The 22,803-nt window shown below is 34.3% G+C and carries 21 protein-coding genes and 2 pseudogenes; 15 read left to right on the top strand and 8 right to left on the bottom strand.

The features are described 5' to 3' along the window. Window positions 1-632: pseudogene (locus ABJI11_RS06490) on the bottom strand (tRNA uridine-5-carboxymethylaminomethyl(34) synthesis GTPase MnmE); the annotation flags it as partial. Between the two features lie 111 nt (window positions 633-743). Between ABJI11_RS06490 and ABJI11_RS06485 the strand changes: the two are divergent. From ABJI11_RS06485 to argE, 4 genes are all read left to right on the top strand, one after another. Then, the gene (locus tag ABJI11_RS06485) at window positions 744-1,172 is read left to right on the top strand and encodes a hypothetical protein (RefSeq protein WP_348350513.1); all 429 of its coding nucleotides are present in this window, start codon (window positions 744-746) and stop codon (window positions 1,170-1,172) included. A 71-nt stretch (window positions 1,173-1,243) separates the two neighbouring features. After that, a complete protein-coding gene (locus ABJI11_RS06480; RefSeq protein WP_348350511.1) occupies window positions 1,244-1,609 on the top strand; it encodes a DUF4870 domain-containing protein in 366 nt (121 codons plus the stop codon). A gap of 231 nt (window positions 1,610-1,840) precedes the next feature. Then, window positions 1,841-3,244 (top strand): YfcC family protein, encoded by a 1,404-nt coding sequence (locus tag ABJI11_RS06475; RefSeq protein WP_348350509.1) that lies wholly within the window; start codon window positions 1,841-1,843, stop codon window positions 3,242-3,244. Window positions 3,245-3,246: 2 nt separating this feature from the next. Then, window positions 3,247-4,413 (top strand): acetylornithine deacetylase, encoded by a 1,167-nt coding sequence (argE, locus tag ABJI11_RS06470; protein WP_348350507.1) that lies wholly within the window; start codon window positions 3,247-3,249, stop codon window positions 4,411-4,413. Window positions 4,414-4,497: 84 nt separating this feature from the next. On the opposite strand, the gene dnaN is transcribed toward argE, so the two are convergent. Next, window positions 4,498-5,616 carry a DNA polymerase III subunit beta gene (gene dnaN, locus ABJI11_RS06465; RefSeq protein ID WP_276493986.1) on the bottom strand — a complete coding sequence of 373 codons (1,119 nt, stop codon included), beginning with the start codon at window positions 5,614-5,616 and terminating at the stop codon, window positions 4,498-4,500. Window positions 5,617-5,894: 278 nt separating this feature from the next. Beyond that, window positions 5,895-6,725: an SAM-dependent chlorinase/fluorinase gene (locus ABJI11_RS06460; protein WP_348350506.1), complete on the bottom strand. Its 831-nt coding sequence runs from the start codon at window positions 6,723-6,725 to the stop codon at window positions 5,895-5,897. Between the two features lie 130 nt (window positions 6,726-6,855). Between ABJI11_RS06460 and ABJI11_RS06455 the strand changes: the two genes are divergently transcribed. Together ABJI11_RS06455 and ABJI11_RS06450 are read left to right on the top strand one after the other, a co-directional pair. After that, window positions 6,856-7,809, top strand: coding sequence for a PhoH family protein (locus ABJI11_RS06455; RefSeq protein WP_348350504.1), 954 nt, complete (start codon window positions 6,856-6,858; stop codon window positions 7,807-7,809). 8 nt (window positions 7,810-7,817) lie between these two features. Continuing rightward, window positions 7,818-8,774, top strand: a complete 957-nt coding sequence (locus ABJI11_RS06450) for a phosphoribosylaminoimidazolesuccinocarboxamide synthase (protein ID WP_348350502.1) — start codon at window positions 7,818-7,820, stop codon at window positions 8,772-8,774. Between the two features lie 2 nt (window positions 8,775-8,776). Here the strand turns inward: ABJI11_RS06450 and ABJI11_RS06445 are convergent, their stop codons facing one another. The 3 genes from ABJI11_RS06445 to ABJI11_RS06435 all read right to left on the bottom strand — a co-directional run bounded on the left by ABJI11_RS06445 (window position 8,777) and on the right by ABJI11_RS06435 (window position 12,865). After that, on the bottom strand, window positions 8,777-9,433 hold the full coding sequence (locus ABJI11_RS06445) for a 3'-5' exonuclease (protein WP_348350500.1): 657 nt from the start codon (window positions 9,431-9,433) through the stop codon (window positions 8,777-8,779). Continuing rightward, entirely contained in the window at window positions 9,433-11,352 is a 1,920-nt protein-coding gene (locus ABJI11_RS06440) for a DUF294 nucleotidyltransferase-like domain-containing protein (RefSeq protein WP_348350498.1), read from the bottom strand. Before ABJI11_RS06440 ends, ABJI11_RS06445 begins: the two co-directional genes overlap by 1 nt. A gap of 88 nt (window positions 11,353-11,440) precedes the next feature. Further along, on the bottom strand, window positions 11,441-12,865 hold the full coding sequence (locus ABJI11_RS06435) for an L-serine ammonia-lyase (protein ID WP_348350515.1): 1,425 nt from the start codon (window positions 12,863-12,865) through the stop codon (window positions 11,441-11,443). Window positions 12,866-13,051: 186 nt separating this feature from the next. On the opposite strand from ABJI11_RS06435, the gene dnaK reads away from it, so the two are divergent. Together dnaK and ABJI11_RS06425 are read left to right on the top strand one after the other, a co-directional pair. Next, entirely contained in the window at window positions 13,052-14,950 is a 1,899-nt protein-coding gene (gene dnaK / locus ABJI11_RS06430; protein WP_348350496.1) for a molecular chaperone DnaK, read from the top strand. A 102-nt stretch (window positions 14,951-15,052) separates the two neighbouring features. Then, a complete protein-coding gene (locus ABJI11_RS06425) occupies window positions 15,053-15,982 on the top strand; it encodes a hypothetical protein (RefSeq protein WP_348350494.1) in 930 nt (309 codons plus the stop codon). Between the two features lie 3 nt (window positions 15,983-15,985). On the opposite strand, the gene ABJI11_RS06420 is transcribed toward ABJI11_RS06425, so the two are convergent. Both ABJI11_RS06420 and ABJI11_RS06415 read right to left on the bottom strand, forming a co-directional pair. Continuing rightward, window positions 15,986-16,543, bottom strand: coding sequence for a GNAT family protein (locus ABJI11_RS06420; protein WP_348350492.1), 558 nt, complete (start codon window positions 16,541-16,543; stop codon window positions 15,986-15,988). After that, a complete protein-coding gene (locus ABJI11_RS06415; protein WP_348350490.1) occupies window positions 16,540-17,184 on the bottom strand; it encodes an esterase in 645 nt (214 codons plus the stop codon). The genes ABJI11_RS06420 and ABJI11_RS06415 overlap by 4 nt, the downstream gene beginning before the upstream one ends. A gap of 64 nt (window positions 17,185-17,248) precedes the next feature. Here ABJI11_RS06415 and ABJI11_RS06410 point away from each other — a divergent pair, with 64 nt between their 5' ends. The 7 genes and pseudogenes from ABJI11_RS06410 to ABJI11_RS06380 form a co-directional block, all read left to right on the top strand. Then, a complete protein-coding gene (locus ABJI11_RS06410) occupies window positions 17,249-17,671 on the top strand; it encodes a PaaI family thioesterase (RefSeq protein ID WP_276494138.1) in 423 nt (140 codons plus the stop codon). A gap of 1 nt (window position 17,672) precedes the next feature. Next, window positions 17,673-18,785 carry a chorismate-binding protein gene (locus tag ABJI11_RS06405; protein ID WP_348350488.1) on the top strand — a complete coding sequence of 371 codons (1,113 nt, stop codon included), beginning with the start codon at window positions 17,673-17,675 and terminating at the stop codon, window positions 18,783-18,785. Between the two features lie 49 nt (window positions 18,786-18,834). After that, window positions 18,835-20,586 (top strand): 2-succinyl-5-enolpyruvyl-6-hydroxy-3-cyclohexene-1-carboxylic-acid synthase, encoded by a 1,752-nt coding sequence (gene menD / locus ABJI11_RS06400; RefSeq protein ID WP_348350486.1) that lies wholly within the window; start codon window positions 18,835-18,837, stop codon window positions 20,584-20,586. Between the two features lie 34 nt (window positions 20,587-20,620). After that, window positions 20,621-20,965: a DUF2853 family protein gene (locus ABJI11_RS06395; protein ID WP_348350484.1), complete on the top strand. Its 345-nt coding sequence runs from the start codon at window positions 20,621-20,623 to the stop codon at window positions 20,963-20,965. Between the two features lie 96 nt (window positions 20,966-21,061). Next, window positions 21,062-21,898, top strand: a complete 837-nt coding sequence (locus ABJI11_RS06390; protein WP_348350482.1) for a S1-like domain-containing RNA-binding protein — start codon at window positions 21,062-21,064, stop codon at window positions 21,896-21,898. A 172-nt stretch (window positions 21,899-22,070) separates the two neighbouring features. After that, window positions 22,071-22,679 (top strand): SPOR domain-containing protein, encoded by a 609-nt coding sequence (locus ABJI11_RS06385; RefSeq protein ID WP_348350480.1) that lies wholly within the window; start codon window positions 22,071-22,073, stop codon window positions 22,677-22,679. Then, window positions 22,679-22,803: pseudogene (locus tag ABJI11_RS06380) on the top strand (1,4-dihydroxy-2-naphthoate polyprenyltransferase); the annotation flags it as partial. The gene ABJI11_RS06385 and the pseudogene ABJI11_RS06380, both read left to right, overlap by 1 nt.

Genomic DNA, 22,803 nt, shown 5'->3' with positions numbered 1-22,803 from the left:
GAGTCGATTAAACCTTGTAGAACTTTTTGAATACGGGTAAGTAGTTCTTTAAATTGCGTACGGTCAGCAAACTCTACATCTTCTTCAGAAAAATCTAATTCTAGTTCTATTAGTGAGGCAAAGTTCAAAAGTTCTGTTCGCAACTGCTTTATCTCATTACTGAAACCTCCACGCATTTGCTGAACTGCAATTTGGTGACTTGCGGCATTATCACTAGAAATTAAATCGGCAACTGCTTCTGCCTGACTTAAATCCATTTTACCATTTAAGAAGGCTCTTAGGGTAAATTCACCTGCATCCGCAGTTCTACAGCCATTTCTTAAGAATAATTGAATTATCTGTTGTTGTATGTATGGAGAACCATGGCATGAAATTTCTATGACGTTTTCTCCTGTATAAGAATGTGGGTTTTTAAAAATGGAAACAAGTGCTTGATCTAGAACATTTTCACCATCCTTAATATATCCTAAGTGTATGGTATGGCTTTTTTGATTTTCAAGAATCTTACCTGAAACTGATTCAAATTGTTTAGAAGCAATAGTAATTGCATCATTACCTGAAAGCCTTATAACGGCAATAGCTCCTGCACCTGCCGGGGTCGCTAATGCTATAATAGTATCTGTTTGAATCATCGTGCAAAAATAATCAATTATAACTGTTGTAGTTTTCTTAATTTAATGACATTTTGTTTTCAATATATAATTATGTATTAATTTCGCGTACTATAAAATGTATTTAAAAAAATGAAAAAAGTATTTGTATTGTTGGGGCTTATGTTAGTTAGCTCTATAGCTGTAGCTCAGGATAATGACTCAGAAATTTCTAAGGAAGTTTCCGTAGAACATGAAAAGGAAATGGAGCAAGTAAAGAAAGATGTTGAGAAAGCTAAAGCTGATGCTAAAAAAGCAAAAAAAGAAGCTGCTGAGCAAAAGAAAAAAGACGCTGCTAAAAAGAAAGAAGAGAAGTTAAAAAAGCAAATCAATTCAAAAGAGAAGTCTATTTCTAGTGAAGAGAAGCAAATAGAAAAATTAAGAGGTCAGTTAGAAAAAGGAAAGGTTAAAGGAACGCTTTCTCCAGTAGATATCCAGAAAAAAGAAGATAAGATTGCTAAAAGTCAAATGAAGATAATGAAGGATAAAGAAAATATTAAGAAGCTTAACAAAAAGCTATAATTTTCATTTTATGTAACATTTACTGTGTTTGTGCGTCTTATTTATAGTATTCATCATTAAATCAATCAAAAATGGAACTAGTAAATAAAAACACAGTAGCAGTTCGTGAAGACCGAAATCTCTTGGTCATTACACATTTATCTCAATATTTAGATTTTGTAACAGGTTTTGGAGGACTTCTTGTGCCGTTGGTAATTTGGTTAACAAGCAAAGATTCTGTAATAGGTATGAATGAGCATGGTAAATCTGTTATCAATTTTCAATTAACCTTAATTTTGTATTTGATCATTGGAATTCCTGGAATTTTGTTATTTGGACTCGGAATTCTATTATTAATTTTCGCTGGAATATTATCATTAGTAATGCCAGCTGTAAATGTAATAAAGGCGAGTAACGGAGAATCTCCTAGTTATTTTGGAACAATTAGATTTATTTAATTATCTACATATATTATTAAAAAGGGCTGCCCAAATGGGCAGCCTTTTTTTTAGGTTCTATTTAAATCTCTGTATTATGTTATTCATAAAAAAGAGTGTAAAGTTTTACGGAAATAGAAAATTGTGTTCGGGCATATATATTTATATTTGGATAGGGTGTTACCTACAAGTTTTAAAGGCAATATTCCTTATGATTTACCTAATTGAATAATATTGACCTCTTGAAAATTCATGGCTGATTCTAGTTCTAAAATTCTATCTTTTTTTAAAAAAATTCCCCATGCCATCACTATGCTATTCAGTATAATTGTTTTGGTGACAGTATTAACTTATGTGCTACCAGCTGGCGCTTATGATCGGGTTATGGAAGATGGTAGAAATGCGGTAGTACCTAATTCCTATAAAATTATACCTTCTACTCCGGTCGGATTTTTAGATATGTTCAGAGCTATGCCTTTAGGTTTTAAAGCGGCTGTAGAAATTATTTTCATCGTTTTGGCCGGGGGAATCATGTTTGGGGTTATGGAAAAGTCCAAAGCAGTGGAGAATGCTGTGGGTACTCTTGTTAAAACTTTGGGGTTAAAAAATAAGTATCTTATTGTTATTATTATGACTTTTATATATGGTATTCTTGGTGTTACAGTTGGTTATGAAAATAATATAGCTATGGTACCAATAGCTGCTGTACTAAGTCTTGCACTTGGTGGAGATTTAATTTTAGCAGCAGGTATATCCGTAGGGGCAATGACTATTGGTTTTGGACTTTCTCCAATTAATCCATACACCGTTGGTACAGGGCACAAAATATCAGAATTACCTATGTTTTCTGGTGCTATTCTTCGAAGTATATTATGTTTTACGGCATTAGGTATTATGGCCTACTATAATGTAAGGTATCTTAAAAAGATTTTAGCTGACCCTGGTAAAAGCCTTGGAAAAGGGTTAAATGTGTCAGAGTTAACACTGTCAAAGCCTATTAAAGATTATTCTTTGACAACGAATAATAAGATGGTTATTTCTGTCTTTATAATAGGTTTGGTGTTTATTCTATACGGCGTTTTTAATTTGAACTGGTTCATTAATGAATTGTCGGCAGTATTTTTAATCATTGCATTGTTTTGTGGTATCGTGTCTAGAATGAGCGCTACTACCTTAAGTGAAACAGTGCTAAAATCTGTAAGTTTGGCTGCACCAGGTGCTTTTATGGTTGGTTTTGCTACTTCTATAAAAGTGCTGATGGAAATGGGTAATATAGGCGATACCATTTCTTATCAACTATCACTCGTTTTAGAAGGCTTGCCATTATATGTTAGTGCAATTGGTATGTCCATTTCTCAATCTATTATCAACTTTTTTATTCCTTCAGGAAGTGGTCAAGCTTTAGCTACTTTGCCAGTAATGCTTCCGTTAGGGGAATCTTTAGGGTTGTCAAGGCAAATAACTATTTTGGCTTTTCAAATAGGCGATGGGTTGTCAAATCTTGTTAACCCAACTTTAGGTGGCTTAATAGCCATGCTTAGTATGTGCCGTGTTCCTATCGATAGATGGATTCGTTTTATATTTCCAGTATTAATAAGTCTACTGCTAATTTCTTTCTTAGCATTGATCATTGCAGTAGCAACAAACTATAATTAAATATGACTGTTGAGAGTATTCTAGAAAAACTAGTAGCATTTCCTGTGTTAGGAGGTGAAAGTAATTTAAGTATTATTCATTGGATCAAAGATTATGTTGAATCTCATGGTGTTGAAACAAAATTAGTTCCTAATGAAGAAGGTACTAAGGCATCTTTACATTGTAGAATTGGTCCTGCTGTTGATGGCGGTGTCATATTATCAGGTCACACAGATGTTGTTCCTGTAGAAGGTCAAGAGTGGACAACTGACCCTTTTGTACTTACGGATAAGGGAGATGGTAAATTATATGGTAGAGGTTCTTGCGATATGAAAGGTTTCTTGGCCTGTTGTTTGGCTGCTTTACCACAAATGATAGAAGCTCATTTAAAGAAGCCAATTTACTTTGCATTTTCTTACGATGAAGAAATAGGGTGTTTAGCTGCGCCAGAATTGGCACGTGAAATTAATACATACTATACGGAGACTCCAAAATATGCTATTATAGGAGAGCCATCATTAATGGAACCTATTGTTGGTCAAAAAGGTATTTATATTTTAGAAACTTATGTAAATGGTTCAGCAGGTCATAGTAGTCGTATTAAACAAGAAATTAGTGCCATTCACGAAGCTATGCATTTGATTCTTTGGTTGGAACAGAAAATGGACCAGCTAATAGCAGACAAACAATTGGATAATCGCTTTCATCCGCCACACTCTAGTATACATATTGGTTTGGTTAAAGGAGGTATTGCACCTAATATTATCGCGGACAAAGCAAGCTTTTATTGGGATTTGCGTACTATCCCGAAAGATGATATAAGCAGTATTGTAGCTGAGTTTGAAGCTTTTTGTAGAGAACGAGAAGAGAAGAATCGAAAAATATTTCCAGGTTTTGAGATAAAAAATGTTGAACATCACCCATCGGTACCTCATTTAGACACTAAGGCTGATGATGATATTGTAGGTTTGATTAAAAAAATATCGGGTAATTCAAAGTTAGATACCGTTTCCTATGCGGCAGAAGCTGGTCAATTTGCTAATGAAGGTTTTCATGCAGCTATCTGCGGTCCTGGTTCTATTGAACAAGCACATAGGGCAGATGAGTTTATAGCCATAGAGCAATTAGAAAAAGGTGTGGAAATGATGGAGAAGTTAATAACGGAATTATCTTCAGAGGATTTTTTATAAAAAAAGAGTGCTGCAAGCACCAAAAAAAAGAGTCCGTTTAACTAATTTTAAACGGACTCTTTTTTATTATACTGTAATTTTAAACTAGCTGTTAAGCATTACTGGCATTACCAACATAGTTACAAATTCACCTTCATCTAAATCATCTGTTGGTGTTAGAATACCTGCTCGGTTAGGTAAACTCATTTCAAGTGAAACCTCATTAGATCCTAAATTGTTCAACATTTCGGTCAAGAACCTAGAGTTGAAACCAATTTGCATATCATCACCTTGGTAAGAACAAGTTAATCTTTCTTCTGCTTTATTAGAGTAATCTAAATCTTCAGCAGAAATATTCAATTCTGCACCAGCTATTTTTAAACGTATTTGGTGTGTAGTCTTGTTAGAGAAAATAGAAACCCTTTTTACAGAACTCAAGAATTGATTTCTAGCTATAGTAAGTTTATTTGGATTCTCTTTTGGTATTACCGCTTCGTAATTAGGGTATTTACCATCAATTAATCTACATATCAATTCAGTTTCATCAAAACTGAATTTTGCGTTACTTTCATTGTATTCAATAAGCACATCAGACTCACTGCCTGCCAATATTCCTTTTAATAAAGTCAATGGTTTTTTAGGCATAATGAATTCTGCCACTTGAGAGGCTCTTACATCGGTACGTTGGTATTTTACCAATTTATGTGCATCTGTAGCAACAAATGTTAAGTTCTCTGGAGAAAACTGAAAAAATACACCGCTCATTACAGGTCTTAAATCATCATTACCTGCAGCAAAAATTGTTTTGTTGATAGCTGTTGCCAAAATATCACCAAGCAATGTTGTAGAACTTGGACTGGTTAATTCAACCGCTTTAGGAAATTCTGCGCCATCAGCATAAGCAAGGGCATATTTACCGTGGTTAGAACTAATTTCTACCGTATTATTATCCTCAACAACAAAAGTAAGTGGTTGTTCAGGGAATGTTTTTAAAGTTTCTAGAAGTAATCTTGCCGGTACAGCAATAGTACCTTCGTTGTCAGAATCTACTTTTATAACCGAACTCATTGTGGTTTCCAAATCAGAAGCTGAGACAGTTAGTTTGTCCTTCTGCAAATCGAACAGGAAATTATCCAAAATTGGTAATGTGTTACTGTTGTTGATTACACCTCCTAGTATTTGAAGTTGTTTTAGCAAATAGGTACTTGAAACTATAAATTTCATTCTTTCATTTTTATTGATATCTTCCTTGAATTCATCAAGAAAAATAGGTTTAAACTCCTTATTGTTGGCAGTTTTCGTTACCAACAAAGATATTTTAATTGCCCTTTTTAAGGAAACAAACTTATTAACAGTTTGTTATTGATTAAGGTAGTGTATATTACTAGGTATTACTACATTAAGTTCTTAATATTTAATTTTAGGCATTAGTTATTAACTTTTGATGTATTCATGTATTTTAAAAATACGCTTAAATATTCGCAAAATTGAATTTCCATTTGCTATTCAAAATCTACCATAATAGTATCTCTATAATCTAAACCTAATAGGGTAGAAGCGCCACCTACGGTGGTAAGGTTACTTTTGTAAATAGCCAATTCTATATAATCAGAAGAATTGAATATGGCCAACAGGTCTCCCGCACTCTTGCGTTGGCTTTTTTCTAGGCTATAGTCTATGAATTCATTATAGGCTTTATGAATTTTTTTTATTTTATGATTACGGGCAATAAGTGTGTAATTACGGTCTTTACGGTAAGCATCGAATAAGTTTTTACGAATATTGGTGATGACATTACCATAGTTATCAATATAGATTACACTACCAATAATCTTTTTACCGTCTTCTACAATTCTTGGTGCAAATTCCCTTAAATCGTTCAATTCTGTAAATGGCTTGCCTACCAGCTGTAATGTACCGCCCCGAGCTATATGGCAGGCTACTTGAATGAAGACATTTAATACCGGGAAAGAATTTGCAATAGAGTCTGGTAAATTTATTTCAAATACTTTTTCAGGAGTCATTTCAGAGGTGATAAGACCAATGACACCCGTATTTGCACTAATAAAATAATGTCCGTTTACAAGGGCAACAATGTGCTTATTATCTGGCGTTTCTTCAGAATCTACCCCAACAATATGTATAGTCCCTTTTGGAAAACTATCATATGAGTTAGAAAGAATGTATGCACATTCTTGAATGTTGAAAGGCATGATGTCATGCGAAATATCAACAATTTTGGCATCGGGTAGTTCTGTGTATATGGAGCCTTTTAATACAGCTACAAAGTGATCTTTTAATCCGAAATCTGTTGTAAGGGTGATTATTGCCATACAGCAATGTTGATATGTTTTTGGTTAGGCGAACTTAAAATTTGCTTAAATTTGATATACAAAATTAAACAAAAAAACAGCGATTAGAAACTAATCTTCGCTAACTATAAATCATTATAAAACCGACTGTTTGAACGAGATAATTCTAGAACTTACCGAAATTAGCCCGAGAGAGTTTTTTGGGCAGCAAAATGAGCATATTGATTTATTGAAAAAATACTTTCCAAAGTTGAAGATCGTAGCCCGTGGCAACAAGATAAAAGCCTTTGGAGATGAAGAGCTTTTAGAAGAGTTTGAGAAACGTTTTGATATGTTGACCCAGCATTTCATCAAATACAACAAATTAGATGAAAACAGCATTGAAAGAGTGTTGACAACTTCTGAAGATGATGAGCTAAAATCATCTAAGAATAGTGGCGAAACATTGGTTCATGGTGTCAGTGGTAGATTGATAAAAGCACAGACTGCCAATCAACGTCGTTTGGTAGATGCCTCAAAGAAGAACGATATGGTTTTTGCCATAGGTCCTGCTGGTACGGGTAAAACCTATACAGGTGTGGCACTTGCCGTAAAAGCATTAAAAGAGAAACAGGTAAAGAAAATTATCTTGACAAGACCTGCTGTTGAAGCTGGTGAAAATCTAGGTTTTTTACCAGGGGATTTAAAAGAGAAGCTTGATCCTTATATGCAACCTTTATATGATGCGCTTAGAGATATGATCCCGGCAGAGAAGTTGGTGCATTATATTGAAAATGGCACCATACAGATTGCCCCAATGGCGTTTATGCGTGGTAGAACTTTAGATAATGCCTTTGTAATTTTAGACGAGGCACAGAATACCACCCATGCACAAATGAAAATGTTTTTGACCAGAATGGGTAGAAATGCAAGATTTCTAATAACAGGAGATCCAGGGCAAATAGATTTACCTAGAAGAACAATTTCAGGTCTAAAGGAAGCTTTGTTAATTTTACAAAATGTACCTGGTATAGAGGTTATTTACCTTGACGATAAGGATGTTATTCGTCATAAACTTGTGAAAAAAGTTATTGAAGCTTATAAAACTATAGAACACCACAATTAAGAATTTACATGTCAAAGAATACTATTTACGAAACTGAATTTAATTTTCCGGGTCAGAAGAACGTCTATAAAGGCAAAGTTAGATCTGTATACACATTAGAGAACGATATGTTGGTCATGGTAGCAACAGATAGGTTGTCTGCTTTTGATGTGGTTATGCCTAAGGGAATTCCTTATAAAGGACAAATATTAAATCAGATAGCAACTCAAATGATGGCTTCTACCGAAGATATTGTTCCTAATTGGTTAACTGCCACACCTGATCCTAATGTAGCTGTTGGTATTGCCTGCTTGCCTTTTAAAATAGAAATGGTTATACGTGGTTATTTATCTGGTCATGCAGCAAGGGAATATAAATTGGGTAAGAGAATGCTTTGTGGCGTTGCAATGCCAGAGGGTATGAAAGAAAATGATAAATTTCCAAGTCCTATAATTACACCTGCTACAAAAGCAGAAATGGGCGATCATGATGAGGATATATCTAAAGAGGATATTCTAAGCAAGGGAATTGTTTCTGCAGAAGATTACGCTTTACTTGAAAAGTATACGTACGCTCTTTTTCAAAGAGGTACGGAAATCGCTGCCGAAAGAGGATTGATTTTGGTGGATACTAAATATGAATTTGGAAAAACTAAAGAAGGAAAAATTGTTTTGATCGATGAGATACATACTCCAGATTCTTCAAGATATTTTTATTCCGATGGATATCAAGAAAGACAAGATGCCAACGAGCCACAAAAACAATTGTCAAAAGAGTTTGTCAGACAGTGGTTGATTGCGAACGACTTTCAAGGTTTAGAAGGGCAAACAGTACCTGAAATGACCGATGATTACATAGAATCAGTTTCTGAACGTTACATTGAACTTTACGAACACATAACGGGAGAACAGTTTGTTAAGGCTGATACTTCACATATACACGACAGAATAAATAGAAACGTTTTAAATTATTTGGAAAGCCTTTAAGCTTATCTAAATAAAGATTTTAGAGAGAAGTTTTTCTTTTCTTTTAAACGTGCTATAATTTTTAAAAAGGCGACAGCTGTAATATATGCGTCGCCTAATGCTGTGTGTCTATCTTTTCTGGAGATGGAGAATTTTTCGGCAAGTTCATCTAAAGTGTAATTCGGTTTTGGTTGTACCAAATAAGATTTAATCAGCGTTTTTTTATAAATGATACCAGTATCAAGCACCATATTTTTAAGTTTAGGTAGGCCATGTCTTTCTAAGGCGGTATTCAACATGCCCATATCAAAACCTGCATGATGGGCAACAATAATGGCATTGCCCACATATGCTAAAAACTGCTCAAGAGCCGCAATTTCACTAATACATTCTCGTTGGCCATTTTTTAAGAGTCCGTGCACGTGAACTGTCTCTTTGCTAAATTTTTCTTGTTCTAAATAAATATTGAATACCTCTTGAACAGAAATAGATTCATTTTTAATTTTTACAGCGCCAATAGATAGAATACGATCATCATCAAAACTAAAGCCTGTTGTTTCAGTATCTAATACAACAAAAGTTAGTTCGTTAAAATTTTTAGTTTGACTATCCTTGAAAAGACTTTCATAGGTTTTCCAATAGTCAGGTAGATTTTTAGGTTTTCTTTTAAATAATCCCATTACCCTAAAATATTTGTCACCTTAAATCTTAGCGTAATCAATTCTTGTATTTCTTTAATAGCCTTAAACGTACGCTTCAATTTCATTTTTTCTTGCTTGCTCAATTGGTCCAGTTGAATAAACCTGCCTGAATCATGATTTGCTAATCCTTGACGCGTTCTAAACTTTACCAAAGCTTTTGTAGCATAAGAGCAAGCTAAATACAATTCTTTGTTATTGGGTTCAAGTTCTGCTAACTTTTCATAGCGTTCCCAAGTATTGCTGATCGCTTTCACAGAATGTGATAGTATCAAAACCCTAGCGGCATCTACCAAAGGACGCAAAGCCCTACTTTTTAGGTCAAATGAATCTTTATGCTGACCATCTTGTTCTATGATAAACTTTCTAAAGAATCCTGTGGGTGACGGACTTTGAAGTGCCCCGTTTGCCAAATGCACTAAGAAAATAGGATAGTTCTGAACGGTTCTAAATATATGATCGGACATGTTGTCCAGCAAACTTCGTTCACCATAAGCCAAACTATAATCAAAAAAAATGGAGGACATTAAAACCTCATTGGGTCCTGGGTTACCGATCCAGTATGATAATTTGTTTTTCCATTCTTCTAGACTTAAACACCATTTAGGGTTAGAGGCCATCATATCTGCGGGGCAATATTCATATCCTATGGTATTTAAGCCTTTGGTAATATGTTTAGAAAGTTCAAGAAAATAAGTAGTTGTCTTTGGCAAATCTTCTTCAGGTACATTTTCAAACACTAAGGCATTATCTTGATCTGTGTGTAAAAGTTGTTCGCTTCTACCTTGACTACCCAGCGCTAGCCATGCAAATTTTACGGGCGGCGGAGTATCCATTTTTGCAAGGGATATTTGTACTACCTGCTTAATGCACGTATCATTTAATTCAGAAATAATCTTGGCAATCAATCCCAATGGAATGTTTTGCTCTAAATACCCGGTTAAGAGTACCATCACACTCTTTCTAATCTGTTTAATTTTCTTAATACGAGAGGTGCGTTTAATAGCTTTTACCAATACCGCGGGATTATCTCCCAAGGATACCATTACATCATGTTTAGATAAAATACCTAATGCAGAAGAATTTGGTGTTCCGTCTTCCGTGATAATCAAATGACTGATATTACTTTTCATCATGGCCATTTGTGCCTGTGTAATCGTAAGATTTTTAGGATAGGTGATTACAGGAGTAGACATAATTGATTTTACCGATGCGTTTATGGGTTGTTCGCCAGATATTACTTTGTTTCTAAAATCTTTATCTGTTATAATGCCTACAGGTAAATCTTTGCTGGTGACCAATATGGATCCAATTTTCTTTTTGGACATAATATCGGCAGCCTTTTTAATAGTGGTTCTTGTGGAACAGGTTATCAATTTTTTTGAATAGCTGGCTAATTGTAAATCTGGCAGCACCACCTCTTTAGTAACCTCTTCTTCACCTTCGTAATCATAAAGTTGTCCTTTCTGGTTTTTTGCATACGGATTACGGGTGTTAGAGGCAAAGCTCTCCATTAAAAAAATAGTTACTTGATCATTCTTCTTTGCAATGGGTTTAAAGATGTCAATAGGTATTCCGTAAAGAATACATTCTTCATGGGCTCTAGCTTCTAACTTATAGTTTTCATTGGCAAAAAGTGGACGTAACCCAAATATATCTCCTTCATCGCAATAGTCAAGAATATTTGATGTTGCCGTATTGTTTAAGGTAACAGCACCTTTATGTACTATATAAAAATGAGCATGCTGGGGTTCGTCTACGGAGAAAATAATACTGTTTTTTTCTTTGTAAAAGATTAACACTTGTTCAGCCAATTCAAATAAAGAATTGCTGTCAAGAACATTAAAAGGCGGATAGTTTTTAATAAAATCCGCAACCCTTTCTGAAATCAGATTTTTCATAAATTAAAGTTAGCTGATTAATCGCTTATAAAAAAAGCGGTATGTATACAACCTTTATAATATAGCTAGCTAATATTTTAAAATGGACTTAACAATCACTCAAGAAAACACCTACTGCTAATCCGCCTTCAGAGGTTTCTTTATATTTAGAGCTCATATCTTTTGCAGTTTCCCACATAGTTTGCACAACTTTGTCCAATGGTACTTTTGCTGCAGATGGGTCAGAACCCAAAGCAAGCTCAGCTGCGTTGATAGCTTTTATGGCACCCATAGAGTTACGTTCAATACATGGTATCTGTACCAAACCGCCTATAGGGTCACAAGTAAGACCTAAATGATGTTCCATGGCAATTTCTGCGGCCATAAGTACTTGCTCAGGTGTGCCGCCTAAAAGCTCTGTAAGTGCTCCTGCGGCCATAGCCGAAGAAACGCCAATTTCTGCTTGGCAACCACCCATGGCAGCCGATATCGTAGCTCCTTTTTTAAAGATGCTCCCAATTTCTCCAGCAACCAATAAAAACTGCTTTATATGTTCAAAATTGCCAGCATGGTTCTCAATTACCATATAATACATTAATACGGCAGGTATAACGCCCGCGCTGCCATTTGTAGGAGCGGTTACTACACGGCCTAACGATGCATTCACTTCATTTACGCTCAAGGCAAAACAACTTACCCATTGCAAAATTTGTCTAAATTTTACCTCTGTTTGGCGAATACTCTGTAACCATTCTTCGGGGTTAGAGTAGGGTAGGTCGCTTTTCAGCTTATTATGCATTTCAAATGCCCTGCGTTTAACATGTAAACCACCAGGTAAAGTTCCTTCTGTGTGGCAACCGGTATACATGCATTCTAACATAGTAGACCAAACACGATTTAACTCATAATCGATTTTCGCATCATCTCGTAAAGATCTTTCGTTCTGTAAAACTAATTCTGAAATTTTTAACTCTTCTTTTTTGCAAAAATCCAGAAGTTCAGTTCCCTTCTGTACAGGAAAAGGAAACTTTTCAAACATGTCAACCTTACGTTTGGCATTTTTTCGTTCTTCACTGATTACAAATCCGCCGCCAATAGAATAATAGGTTTTTGAAATTTTTCTGCCCGATTTCAATTTGGCTTGAAACTTTAATCCGTTCGCATGAAAAGGAAGAAATTTTTTGTTGAAAATAATATGTTTGCTAGGGTCGAAAGCAATGCTGTATTTACCATCTAAAAGTAATATATGCTCGTTTTTAATTTTATCGATTAAAGAATCAATAGTGTCAATAGGTATTAATTCTGGATCGGCTCCCAATAAGCCTAGCATTACGGCATAGTCAGTGGCATGACCTTTACCTGTCAATGATAACGAACCATATAAGTGTATTTCTACTTCCTCAACTTTCTCAAGATTGTCTTTAGAATTTAACCTGGCCAACCATCTCTCGGCAGCACGCCATGGTCCTAAAGTATGTGAACTAGAAGGACCTACGCCTATCTTTAGCATATCAAAAACACTAATGCTTTCTATCTCCAAATCTTATAAGTTTTGTAGGCTAAGGTACAATGTTTTGGTAATGTATTACTATACTATATTGGCATAATTATATAGTAAAAAAGTATATTAATGACATCATGTCAGTTTTTCTGGCTTGGCATATTGTTTGTCATTTACATATCGATTGTAAAATAAAGCACTTAATTTAAAACATATAAAATGAGTAAGATTATAGGAATAGATTTGGGTACTACCAACTCCTGTGTTTCCGTAATGGAAGGTAATGAGCCAGTAGTAATTCCGAATGCAGAAGGAAAAAGAACTACACCATCTGTCATCGCTTTTGTTGATGGTGGTGAAATTAAAGTTGGTGACCCAGCAAAAAGACAAGCGGTAACCAATCCTCATAAAACCATTTATTCTATTAAAAGGTTTATGGGTAATAAATATTCAGAATCTAGTAAAGAGGCTGAAAGAGTACCTTATAATGTAGTAAAAGGAGATAACGATACACCAAGAGTAGATATTGATGGTCGTTTATATTCTCCACAAGAATTATCAGCTATGATTCTTCAGAAAATGAAGAAAACTGCTGAAGATTATTTAGGACAAGAAGTTTCTCGTGCGGTAATTACCGTACCAGCATACTTTAATGATGCGCAAAGACAAGCTACTAAAGAAGCTGGTGAAATTGCAGGTTTAACTGTAGAGCGTATTATTAACGAGCCAACGTCTGCTTCTTTAGCATACGGTATGGACAAAAAAGATACAGATCAAAAAATAGTTGTTTTTGACTTTGGTGGTGGTACGCATGATGTATCTATCTTAGAGTTAGGTGATGGTGTTTTTGAAGTATTGGCTACTGATGGTGATACACACTTAGGTGGTGATGATGTTGATCAAAAAATTATTGATTGGTTAGCTGAAGAGTTCAAATCTGAAGAAGATATGGACCTTAGAAAAGATGCAATGGCGTTACAACGTTTACGTGAAGCTGCTGAAAAAGCGAAGATTGAATTATCATCTTCTGCACAGACAGAGATTAACTTACCTTACGTTTCTGCAACTGCTTCTGGACCTAAGCACTTAGTAAGAACTTTGACAAGATCTAAGTTCGAGCAATTAATTGCCGATTTGGTAAAAAGAACAATTGAGCCATGTGAGACTGCTATGAAAGCAGCAGGACTTTCTAAGAGCGATATTGATGAGATTATCCTAGTTGGTGGTTCTACTAGAATACCTGCAGTACAAGAAGCTGTTGAGAAATTCTTTGGTAAGGAACCTTCTAAAGGTGTTAACCCAGATGAGGTTGTTGCAATTGGTGCAGCAATACAAGGTGGTGTTTTAACCGGTGATGTAAAAGATGTATTGTTATTAGATGTTACTCCACTTTCATTAGGTATTGAAACTATGGGTAGTGTAATGACCAAGTTGATAGAGGCTAATACAACTATACCAACTAAAAAGTCTCAGGTATTCTCTACTGCTGCTGATAACCAACCTTCGGTTGAGATTCACGTATTGCAAGGAGAAAGACCAATGGCTAACGATAACAAAACAATTGGTAGATTCCACTTAGATGGTATTCCACCAGCAAAAAGAGGTACTCCACAAATTGAAGTAACTTTTGATATCGATGCTAACGGTATAATTAAAGTATCTGCAACTGATAAGGCTACCAACAAAACTCAGGATATTCGTATTGAAGCTTCTTCTGGTTTAACTGAAGAAGAAATCAAGAAGATGAAAGCTGAAGCAGAAGCTAATGCTGAATCTGATAAAAAAGCGAAAGAGACTGCTGACAAGTTGAATGAAGCGGACGGAATGATTTTCCAAACTGAATCTCAACTTACTGAATTTGGCGATAAATTATCTGATGATAAGAAAAAGCCAATTGAAGATGCTTTAGCGGAATTAAAAGCGGCATATGAAACTAAAGATTTGGCTGTTATAACACCTGCTTTAGATAAAATCAATGAAGCTTGGAAAGTTGCATCTGAAGAAATGTACAAGGCGCAGGCTGATGCTCAAGGTGCTCCACAAGGAGAGCCAACTGCTGACGGTGGTGCTTCTGAAGGTGATAACGTTGAAGACGTAGACTTCGAAGAAGTTAAATAATATAGCTTTATATTTTTATAAAAAAGGGACGGTATTTACCGTCCCTTTTTACTTTTATAGGATATTCTTTTATGCCTATTATTAATAAAGTAATTTTGTAGTATGGTTAAGAAACGACACTTTCTGTTTTTATCGGTTTTTATTGCAGCTTTCTCTATAGTCAATGGTCAAGAAATTCAAATCTTTACACTAGAGGATTTTGATTTAAAAGGGGATGTGAAATTTTGTTTGGTAAGTACTGATTATGGTAAAGAGGAATACGACTTTAATAAGAACGGATTACTAACCAAATCTGTTACCAGGTATAATGAGGCAGATTATGATGTGGTTTATTATAAATACAGCAATAGCGAACTTTTAGAGAAGAGAGCGGAATCTTACAGAAACAATACTTTTGACCCAAGCACGTCTATAGCCCACTTTTATGAAATTGATTCTACTGATAATTTAAAAATACAAGAGCGTATTTTTTCATATGATAAACAGTTTTTAGATCAATACATATATGGCTATGATGAGTATGGAGATTTAGCCAGTATTGAGAGAACCAATAATGATGGTACAGATATAACTCAGGTAGAACATAAAAAGTTTAAAGGAGAGAATACGGTTACTTATCTATTGAATGAAGAACCTTTAAAATCTATTCGTACATCAACTTTAAAACCAATAAATAAACCAGCTCAAAGAGTTGTTTTGACCAAAGAGTATTTAAATGGTGAAGAGAGCAATGCTTTTGAAGAAGTGTTTAGTATGGATGGTAAATTAATGGCACAACAAGAGTTTGAATATAATTCTGAGTTGAAAAAATTTGAGCCAACTACACGTACTAGTTATGAATATGATGAAAAAGGTATGCTAGTTACTGAAACAGCTAAAAGAGGTGCTGGTATAATAAAGAAAGAATATATCTATCAATATGATAATTCAGAGGTAGGCAATTGGATTAAGCAAATTGTTACGCCAGACAATACTTATACTACTAGAAAAATCACGTATTATACAGCTGATAAAGAAGTTGTTGAGGAGTAAGGTTTATTTGTTATTGTTTAACCATTCTTCTCGTAAAAGACCATAGCAACATGTGTTTCTTTTAAAACCATTTAATAAGTACACATCTTTTCTAAGAATACCCTCTAAGGTGCATCCTAATTTTTCTACTGCTTTTCTTGATGCCGTATTTCTTTCATCTACACGAAACTCAATTTTCTCAAAGTCCATGGTAGTAAAAGCATATGTTAGCATCAATTTTTTCATTTCTGTATTTAGATCTGTGCCCTGAAATTCGCGACCGATCCATGTAGAGCCAATATGGAGTACTTTATTTTTTTTGTTGATATGCATAAAACGTGTAGAGCCTGCAAAAGCATTATGTTGCCTATCATAAATAATAAAAGGTATACTTGTGCCTGCTGCTAATTGCTGTAAAGCTATTTCTACATAATTTTTTAAACTGCTTGGTGTTTCAATATCAGTAGGAGAATATTGAACTAATTTTTCCTGCGATGCAATTGGAATCAGCTTTTCGTAATTTTCTAGGGTTAACGCACTTAATATTACCCGTTCATTTTCTAGAGTTGGTGTGTTGTTCATTCTGCCATTTGATTTATAATTTGTTTTTTAACCTCATGTCCACCATCAAAAGTGATAAATTGAATAGTATCCCCAAAAAGAATTTTAAGTTTATTATTCTCTTCTTTTAATTTATTTGGTATTAAGTATTCATCTTTATTTCCAATGATAGAAATGACTTCGCTTTTACCATTTAAGTGACTGAAGTCTGATGTTTTTAATTCTTTAGGGATACCGCCGGCATAAAGAATCAATTTAGAACATGGCATTTTGGAATATGCTAAATACCTAAGTGCTATTGAAATGCCTTGTGAAAATCCGAAGAAAAAAATCTTACAATTTGATGGGAGCTTTTCATTTTCTAAAACAGCATCTAAATAATGATAAAGATTTTCAGTTTCAAGTGCCGTATTCTCTTTTGTTAACCAACTTGCGCCTACATGCTTATATTCATTTTTTAAATAATATTTGGAAGGAGCCTGTGGGGCAATTATGTAATTTTCGTTCTTGGGCAGTTCGTTAAAATACTTTAAGAAGAATCTACTTAAGAACCCAATGCCATGAAAAACAATCCAAACTTGCTTTGTGTCACTATTCAATTCATTTAATGTTTCATAGGTGTTCGTGGTTTTATAAGTAACATTTTTTATTTGGTTCTTCATGAATCGATCATTACTGTTATGCTTTTCTGTTGGTAATGTAATGCTTAATTTTACAAAAAAAAGGATGAACGACTACAAAGAAAAAATTCTAAAGATTTGTAACGAATCTTCTAAAGATACCTTAATGGAAACTTTAGAAATTGAATACATAGATGTAGGAGAAGATTTCTTGTTGGCTAAAATGCCTGTTACCCCAAAAGTACATCAACCAGACGGGGTTTTACATGGTGGCGCAACAGCTGCTTTGGCTGAGAGTGTGGGTAGTGCTGCGTCTTATGTTTTTTTAGATGGTAATAAGTATTTTGTTAGAGGTTTGGAGATTTCTGCAAATCACGTGAAAAGTGTAAAAGAAGGATTTGTTTATGCTAAAGCCAGTATTTTACATAAAGGTAGAACTACACAATTATGGGAGATTAGAGTAACTAATGAGGATGATCAGTTGGTCTCTCTTTGTAAATTAACTACTATTGCCTTACCTAGAAAGTAGCATGGTGAAAGAACTTTTTAATCGAGCTAAAGATTGCTTGGAAAGCCAATTGCCGTTTGTTTTATATAGCAAACTTAATGAAACCGATTTGGTAGGTGTTTTTCAAAACGACGATGCTGTTCATAAGGTTAAAGATTTCTCTGAAACCGGATTCGTTTTTGCTCCTTTCGATTTGAATTCAGATGCTATATTATTGAAAATGGATGCTGTAGAAAAGGTTCCGTTGAATTTAAGTGCTGAGGTTCAGATCAATGGGAAAAGTATACCAGAAAGCGATGCTGCAGAAAAGGAAAGATATCTTAAGTTGATATCTAAAGCTATTGGCAATATTGATCAAGGTGATTTCAATAAGGTAGTATTGTCAAGGAAAATAGAAGTTGATCATCATGAAGATTACTTTGAAGTGTATCAACGAATTCTTCAATTGTATAAAAAAGCTTTTTGTTACTTCTGGTACCACCCAAAAATAGGAACTTGGATGGGTGCTACACCTGAAATTTTGGTAAAAAGTAATGGCTCTCAATTTACAACAATGTCTTTGGCGGGTACTCAGAATTCAATAGGAGATAGTCAGCCTATTTGGACAGAAAAGGAGTTAAATGAGCAGCAATTGGTTACTGACTATATTTTTGATTCCTTAAAAGAGAAAGTTGTTTCTCTAAATAGTTCTGAGAGAGAGTCTGTAAAGGCAGGTCAGCTATGGCACCTTCGCACAGAAATGAAGGGTACTTTTACTGCTAACAAATTTGGTGATATATTAAAAGCACTGCACCCAACGCCGGCGGTATGTGGTAGTCCGTTAAAGAATGCAAAGAAGTTTATTCTAGAAAACGAATTGTATGAACGTACCTTTTATACCGGATTTTTGGGTGAATTGAACACAAAATCAGAATTGTCAAGAAATAGAAACCGCCGTAACCAAGAGAACAGTGCTTATAGAAGTGTAATGAAAACTTCAGAGCTTTTTGTAAATCTTCGTTGTATGCAAATGTTTAAAGATAAGGCTGAGATTTATGTCGGTGGCGGGATTACGAGTGATTCTATACCTGAAAAAGAATGGGAAGAAACGGCTTTAAAAAGTAATACCATGTTTCGTGTTCTAGACGGTAAATAGATACTTAACTTTTGGGTAATGACCCGCTTTGGTCGTATTTTTGAACTACATGAAATACTCCGCTATACCTACCGCTCAATCTATTGTTCAACATTGCCAGGCAAAGCATATTTCTAATGTTATAATATCACCGGGATCAAGAAATGCACCGCTAACTATAGCCTTTGCTGAAAACCCTTTTTTTACGTGTTATAGTATAGTGGATGAACGCTGTGCAGCTTTTTTTGCCTTAGGTATGGCACAACAATTACAAGAGCCCGTTGTAATTTTATGTACATCTGGTAGTGCTCTTTTAAATTATTACCCTGCAGTTGCAGAGGCGTATTTTAGCAATATTCCATTATTGATTATTTCTGCGGATAGACCGGTTTATAAGTTAGGAATAGGGGATGGGCAAACTATAAATCAGCAAAATGTATTTGAAAATCATATTAGATATTCAGCCAATTTAAAACAAGATGTTAGCCACGCTACATCTAAGGTCTTGCAATATAGACCAGAGTGGGTTTCTGAAAAAGAGATAAGCCAAGTTCAGCAAGAAGTTCAGAATTACAATGATGCCGAATTAAACCTGGCTTTAGAAATTGCGCTGACTACCAATACTCCCGTACACATAAATGCCCCTTTTGAAGAACCTTTGTATGATACACTTTCAGAACCTTCAATAGCTCCTCAGATAAGTGCTATACCTGCAGAGTTAGAAGATGTAATTATTTTAGAAGACCATAAACGCATTTGGAATACTTCTACCCGTAAAATGGTTTTAGTTGGGGTGAATACTCCAAATATTATTTCAGATATATTGCTAGAGAAATTAGCTAATGACCCAAGTGTTTTGGTGTTGACGGAAACAACATCAAACATACATCATTCTAATTTTTTCAATAGTATAGATTCTTTAATTGCGCCTATTGAAATGCATGTCGACAGAGAATTGGAATTTGAAAAACTAAGACCAGAGGTGCTTGTCACTTTTGGTGGACTCATAGTTTCAAAGAAAGTAAAGGCATTTTTAAGACACCATACCCCAAAACACCATTGGCATGTTGACGGGCAGTTTGCAAACGATACTTTTTTCTGTTTAGAAGAGCATATTAAAGTTCCTGTGCATGATTTTTTTAATGCAATGTATTCAGATGGCACTGCTATAAAAAGTAATTATTTTGCTCATTGGAATTTGGTAAAACAGAATTATGAGTTAAAAAGAGACTCATATTTAAAAGAAATACCGTTTACTGACTTTTTAGCTTTTGAGCATATTTTAGGGGCTATACCTAATGATTATATGCTACAGTTAGCTAATAGTTCTACTATTAGATATGCACAGTTGTTCAATGTCAACCCTACCCTTAAAGTATTTTGTAATAGAGGTACAAGTGGTATAGATGGTAGTACATCTACAGCAATAGGTGCATCTATAGCAAGTAGTTCACCAACACTTTTTATAACAGGTGACCTTAGTTTTTTTTATGATAGTAATGCGTTGTGGAATAGCTATTTAAAGTCTAATTTTAGAATTATAGTGATTAATAATAATGGTGGTGGAATTTTCAGAATACTTCCGGGAAAGGAGAATTCTGATGTTTTTGAAACCTATTTTGAGACAAGACATTCCTTGTCCGCAGAGCACCTTTGTGCTATGTATGGCTTTGATTATAGAACAGCAAAATCATCCACAGAACTGCATGATGAATTGAGTAGTTTTTTCAAAGTATCTAGCCGTCCGCAATTACTGGAAATTACTACACCTACATTAAAAAACGATAAAATTTTGATTGATTATTTTCGTTTCATATCTTAGTGGAGTATTAACCATTAATTATAACACATTTAACATGAGTAAAAGAGACGATTTAATCGAAAAGTATGCTGCTGATATCAAAGATAAATTTGGTGAAAATGCAGATATGGATTTACTTAAAAAAGTAACTGTTGGTCTTGGTCCATCTATTTACAACATAGATGCTTCTAAAGTATCTGGTAGTGATCAAAAAGAATTGGATACAGTAAAGAACAACTACTTAATTAAAAAATTAGGTCTTGCAGACGATTCTAAATTAGATGACGCTATCGCAACTGTTATGGAAAAGTACGGTTCTTCTAACAGAAATAAGCATAGAGCAGTAATCTATTACAAGCTTTGTCAACATTTCAAAAAAGAATCTGTATACGATAAATAGTCAGATGACAAATATTTAAAAAAGACCGCTACCTTTTTGGTAACGGTCTTTTTTTTTACTTGAAGTTTTTAAAAATTTTAAATGTAATTTTGTAACATGATAGAATTAGGACGTATAAACAACCTTGAGATTTTAAGAGACACCAGTGTAGGTCTTTTTTTGGGTGATGAAGAAGGAAATGATGTATTGTTACCAAATAAATATGTTCCAACAGCATATGAAATAGGTGAAAAAATAAAAGTTTTCTGCTATTTAGATTATGATGAAAGACCAGTTGCAACAACTCTGGAACCAGATATTATGCTAGGCGAGTTTAGATTGTTGCAAGTAGCTGAGGTTAATGAATTTGGTGCATTTATGCAATGGGGTCTTGAAAAACACCTTTTAGTGCCATTTCGAGAGCAGCGAGTTAAGATGAAAGAAGGGCAATGGTACGTGGTGCACTGTTATTTAGATGATCGTTCTGGTAGATTGGTGGCTTCAAATAAGTTGGATAGGTTTTTGAATAACGACACTATTGACCTTAAAGAATGGGAGAAAGTAGATTTGGTGGTTACTAGACAAACCGATTTAGGTTGGGAAGTTATAGTAAATGAAAAACATAAAGGTCTTGTTTATTTTAACGAAGTGTTTAAACCAATTAATATTGGTGATGTAATACCTGGTTGTATTAAAACCATAAGAAAAGATAACAAACTTGATATTTCACTTCAGCCTTTAGGGGCTAAAGTGCTAGAGCCTGCAGCAAAGAAAATATATGAAGTTCTTGCAGAAAGTGGAGGCTTTTTAGGATTGCATGATAAATCTGCACCAGAAGAAATTAGAGATGTTTTTCAAATGAGTAAGAAAACATTTAAAAAAGGTTTAGGTACTTTGTATAGAGAACGAAAAATAAAGATAGAATCTGACGGTATTACACTTTTAGATGATTAGGTTGAAATTGTAAGAAAATTCTTTAGTAATTGATTTTCAAGATATTATCTTAAATAACTGTTTAGTTTTTTGTAATAACTTACAATTAATTTTATTTTTGTTGTAAATAAAAAGTTATTAACAATTTTTAGCTTACATTTAAGTTTTAAGCTTAAAAATTACCCCTGTATTTATGCCTTTTATAGAAGAGAGTGATTTACTAGAATTACATAAAGATGTCGATAAAGCGCAGATTATTAACGAGCGTTTATTGGATCAAATAAAGTTTAAGAACAAAGAATTAAAAAAAAGTAAGATTCAGCGTAATATCTTAGCAGGAATTACGGGTCTTTTTTTAATTGGTAGTTTGGCATTTACCTCATTTACTGCAGGGTTGTCAAGTTCAGGTGGTTTTAATAGAAAGACATCTAACGATTTGGTATTGACTTCAATTGATAGTGTAGATGCGATAAGAACCCGACTTGAAAACTTAAAAGAACAGAACGAGGAATTAAGTTTAGTAAAGGAATTCTATTTGGCTAAAGAATTTTTACAAAAAGAAAAAATATATTCGGTTCAGGTAAAATCTTTTGTAGACAACAATGTTACTTTGGCTTCTGAAGCGTTGACAAATACACTTTTTGTTAAAACAAATCCTTTTTATTCCTACTCTCTTGGTAATTTTGAAACTTTAGAAGAAGCTCAATCTTTTAGAAAACAATTGGTTGATATCGGTTTTGGAGATGCTTTTGTTGCTTCATATCAAGATGGTAAACGAGTTCAAATAGAAGATCCATTTTAGTGACAAAGGTTAAAGCTTGGATTAACGCAGCAAGACTGAGAACACTTCCTTTGTCAATTTCTGGTATACTTATAGGAACAGCGTTGGCAGCTTATCATGGGGTTACTGATGCTACTATTTTTAT

Origin of the sequence: Maribacter sp. (assembly GCF_039968975.1) — a bacterium.
Lineage (GTDB): Bacteria > Bacteroidota > Bacteroidia > Flavobacteriales > Flavobacteriaceae > Maribacter.
This window is presented reverse-complemented; position numbering and strand designations above follow the sequence as displayed.

Excerpts from the sequence above, each read along its gene's own strand:
- ABJI11_RS06485 (WP_348350513.1), top strand. The coding sequence starts at position 744 with ATGAAAAAAGTATTTGTATTGTTGGGGCTTATGTTAGTTAGCTCTATA.
- ABJI11_RS06480 (WP_348350511.1), top strand. The coding sequence starts at position 1,244 with ATGGAACTAGTAAATAAAAACACAGTAGCAGTTCGTGAAGACCGAAAT.
- ABJI11_RS06475 (WP_348350509.1), top strand. The coding sequence starts at position 1,841 with ATGGCTGATTCTAGTTCTAAAATTCTATCTTTTTTTAAAAAAATTCCC.
- argE (WP_348350507.1), top strand. The coding sequence starts at position 3,247 with ATGACTGTTGAGAGTATTCTAGAAAAACTAGTAGCATTTCCTGTGTTA.
- dnaN (WP_276493986.1), bottom strand. The coding sequence starts at position 5,616 with ATGAAATTTATAGTTTCAAGTACCTATTTGCTAAAACAACTTCAAATA.
- ABJI11_RS06460 (WP_348350506.1), bottom strand. The coding sequence starts at position 6,725 with ATGGCAATAATCACCCTTACAACAGATTTCGGATTAAAAGATCACTTT.
- ABJI11_RS06450 (WP_348350502.1), top strand. The coding sequence starts at position 7,818 with ATGTCAAAGAATACTATTTACGAAACTGAATTTAATTTTCCGGGTCAG.
- ABJI11_RS06445 (WP_348350500.1), bottom strand. The coding sequence starts at position 9,433 with ATGGGATTATTTAAAAGAAAACCTAAAAATCTACCTGACTATTGGAAA.
- ABJI11_RS06440 (WP_348350498.1), bottom strand. The coding sequence starts at position 11,352 with ATGAAAAATCTGATTTCAGAAAGGGTTGCGGATTTTATTAAAAACTAT.
- dnaK (WP_348350496.1), top strand. The coding sequence starts at position 13,052 with ATGAGTAAGATTATAGGAATAGATTTGGGTACTACCAACTCCTGTGTT.
- ABJI11_RS06425 (WP_348350494.1), top strand. The coding sequence starts at position 15,053 with ATGGTTAAGAAACGACACTTTCTGTTTTTATCGGTTTTTATTGCAGCT.
- ABJI11_RS06420 (WP_348350492.1), bottom strand. The coding sequence starts at position 16,543 with ATGAACAACACACCAACTCTAGAAAATGAACGGGTAATATTAAGTGCG.
- ABJI11_RS06415 (WP_348350490.1), bottom strand. The coding sequence starts at position 17,184 with ATGAAGAACCAAATAAAAAATGTTACTTATAAAACCACGAACACCTAT.
- ABJI11_RS06410 (WP_276494138.1), top strand. The coding sequence starts at position 17,249 with ATGAACGACTACAAAGAAAAAATTCTAAAGATTTGTAACGAATCTTCT.
- ABJI11_RS06405 (WP_348350488.1), top strand. The coding sequence starts at position 17,673 with ATGGTGAAAGAACTTTTTAATCGAGCTAAAGATTGCTTGGAAAGCCAA.
- menD (WP_348350486.1), top strand. The coding sequence starts at position 18,835 with ATGAAATACTCCGCTATACCTACCGCTCAATCTATTGTTCAACATTGC.
- ABJI11_RS06395 (WP_348350484.1), top strand. The coding sequence starts at position 20,621 with ATGAGTAAAAGAGACGATTTAATCGAAAAGTATGCTGCTGATATCAAA.
- ABJI11_RS06390 (WP_348350482.1), top strand. The coding sequence starts at position 21,062 with ATGATAGAATTAGGACGTATAAACAACCTTGAGATTTTAAGAGACACC.
- ABJI11_RS06385 (WP_348350480.1), top strand. The coding sequence starts at position 22,071 with ATGCCTTTTATAGAAGAGAGTGATTTACTAGAATTACATAAAGATGTC.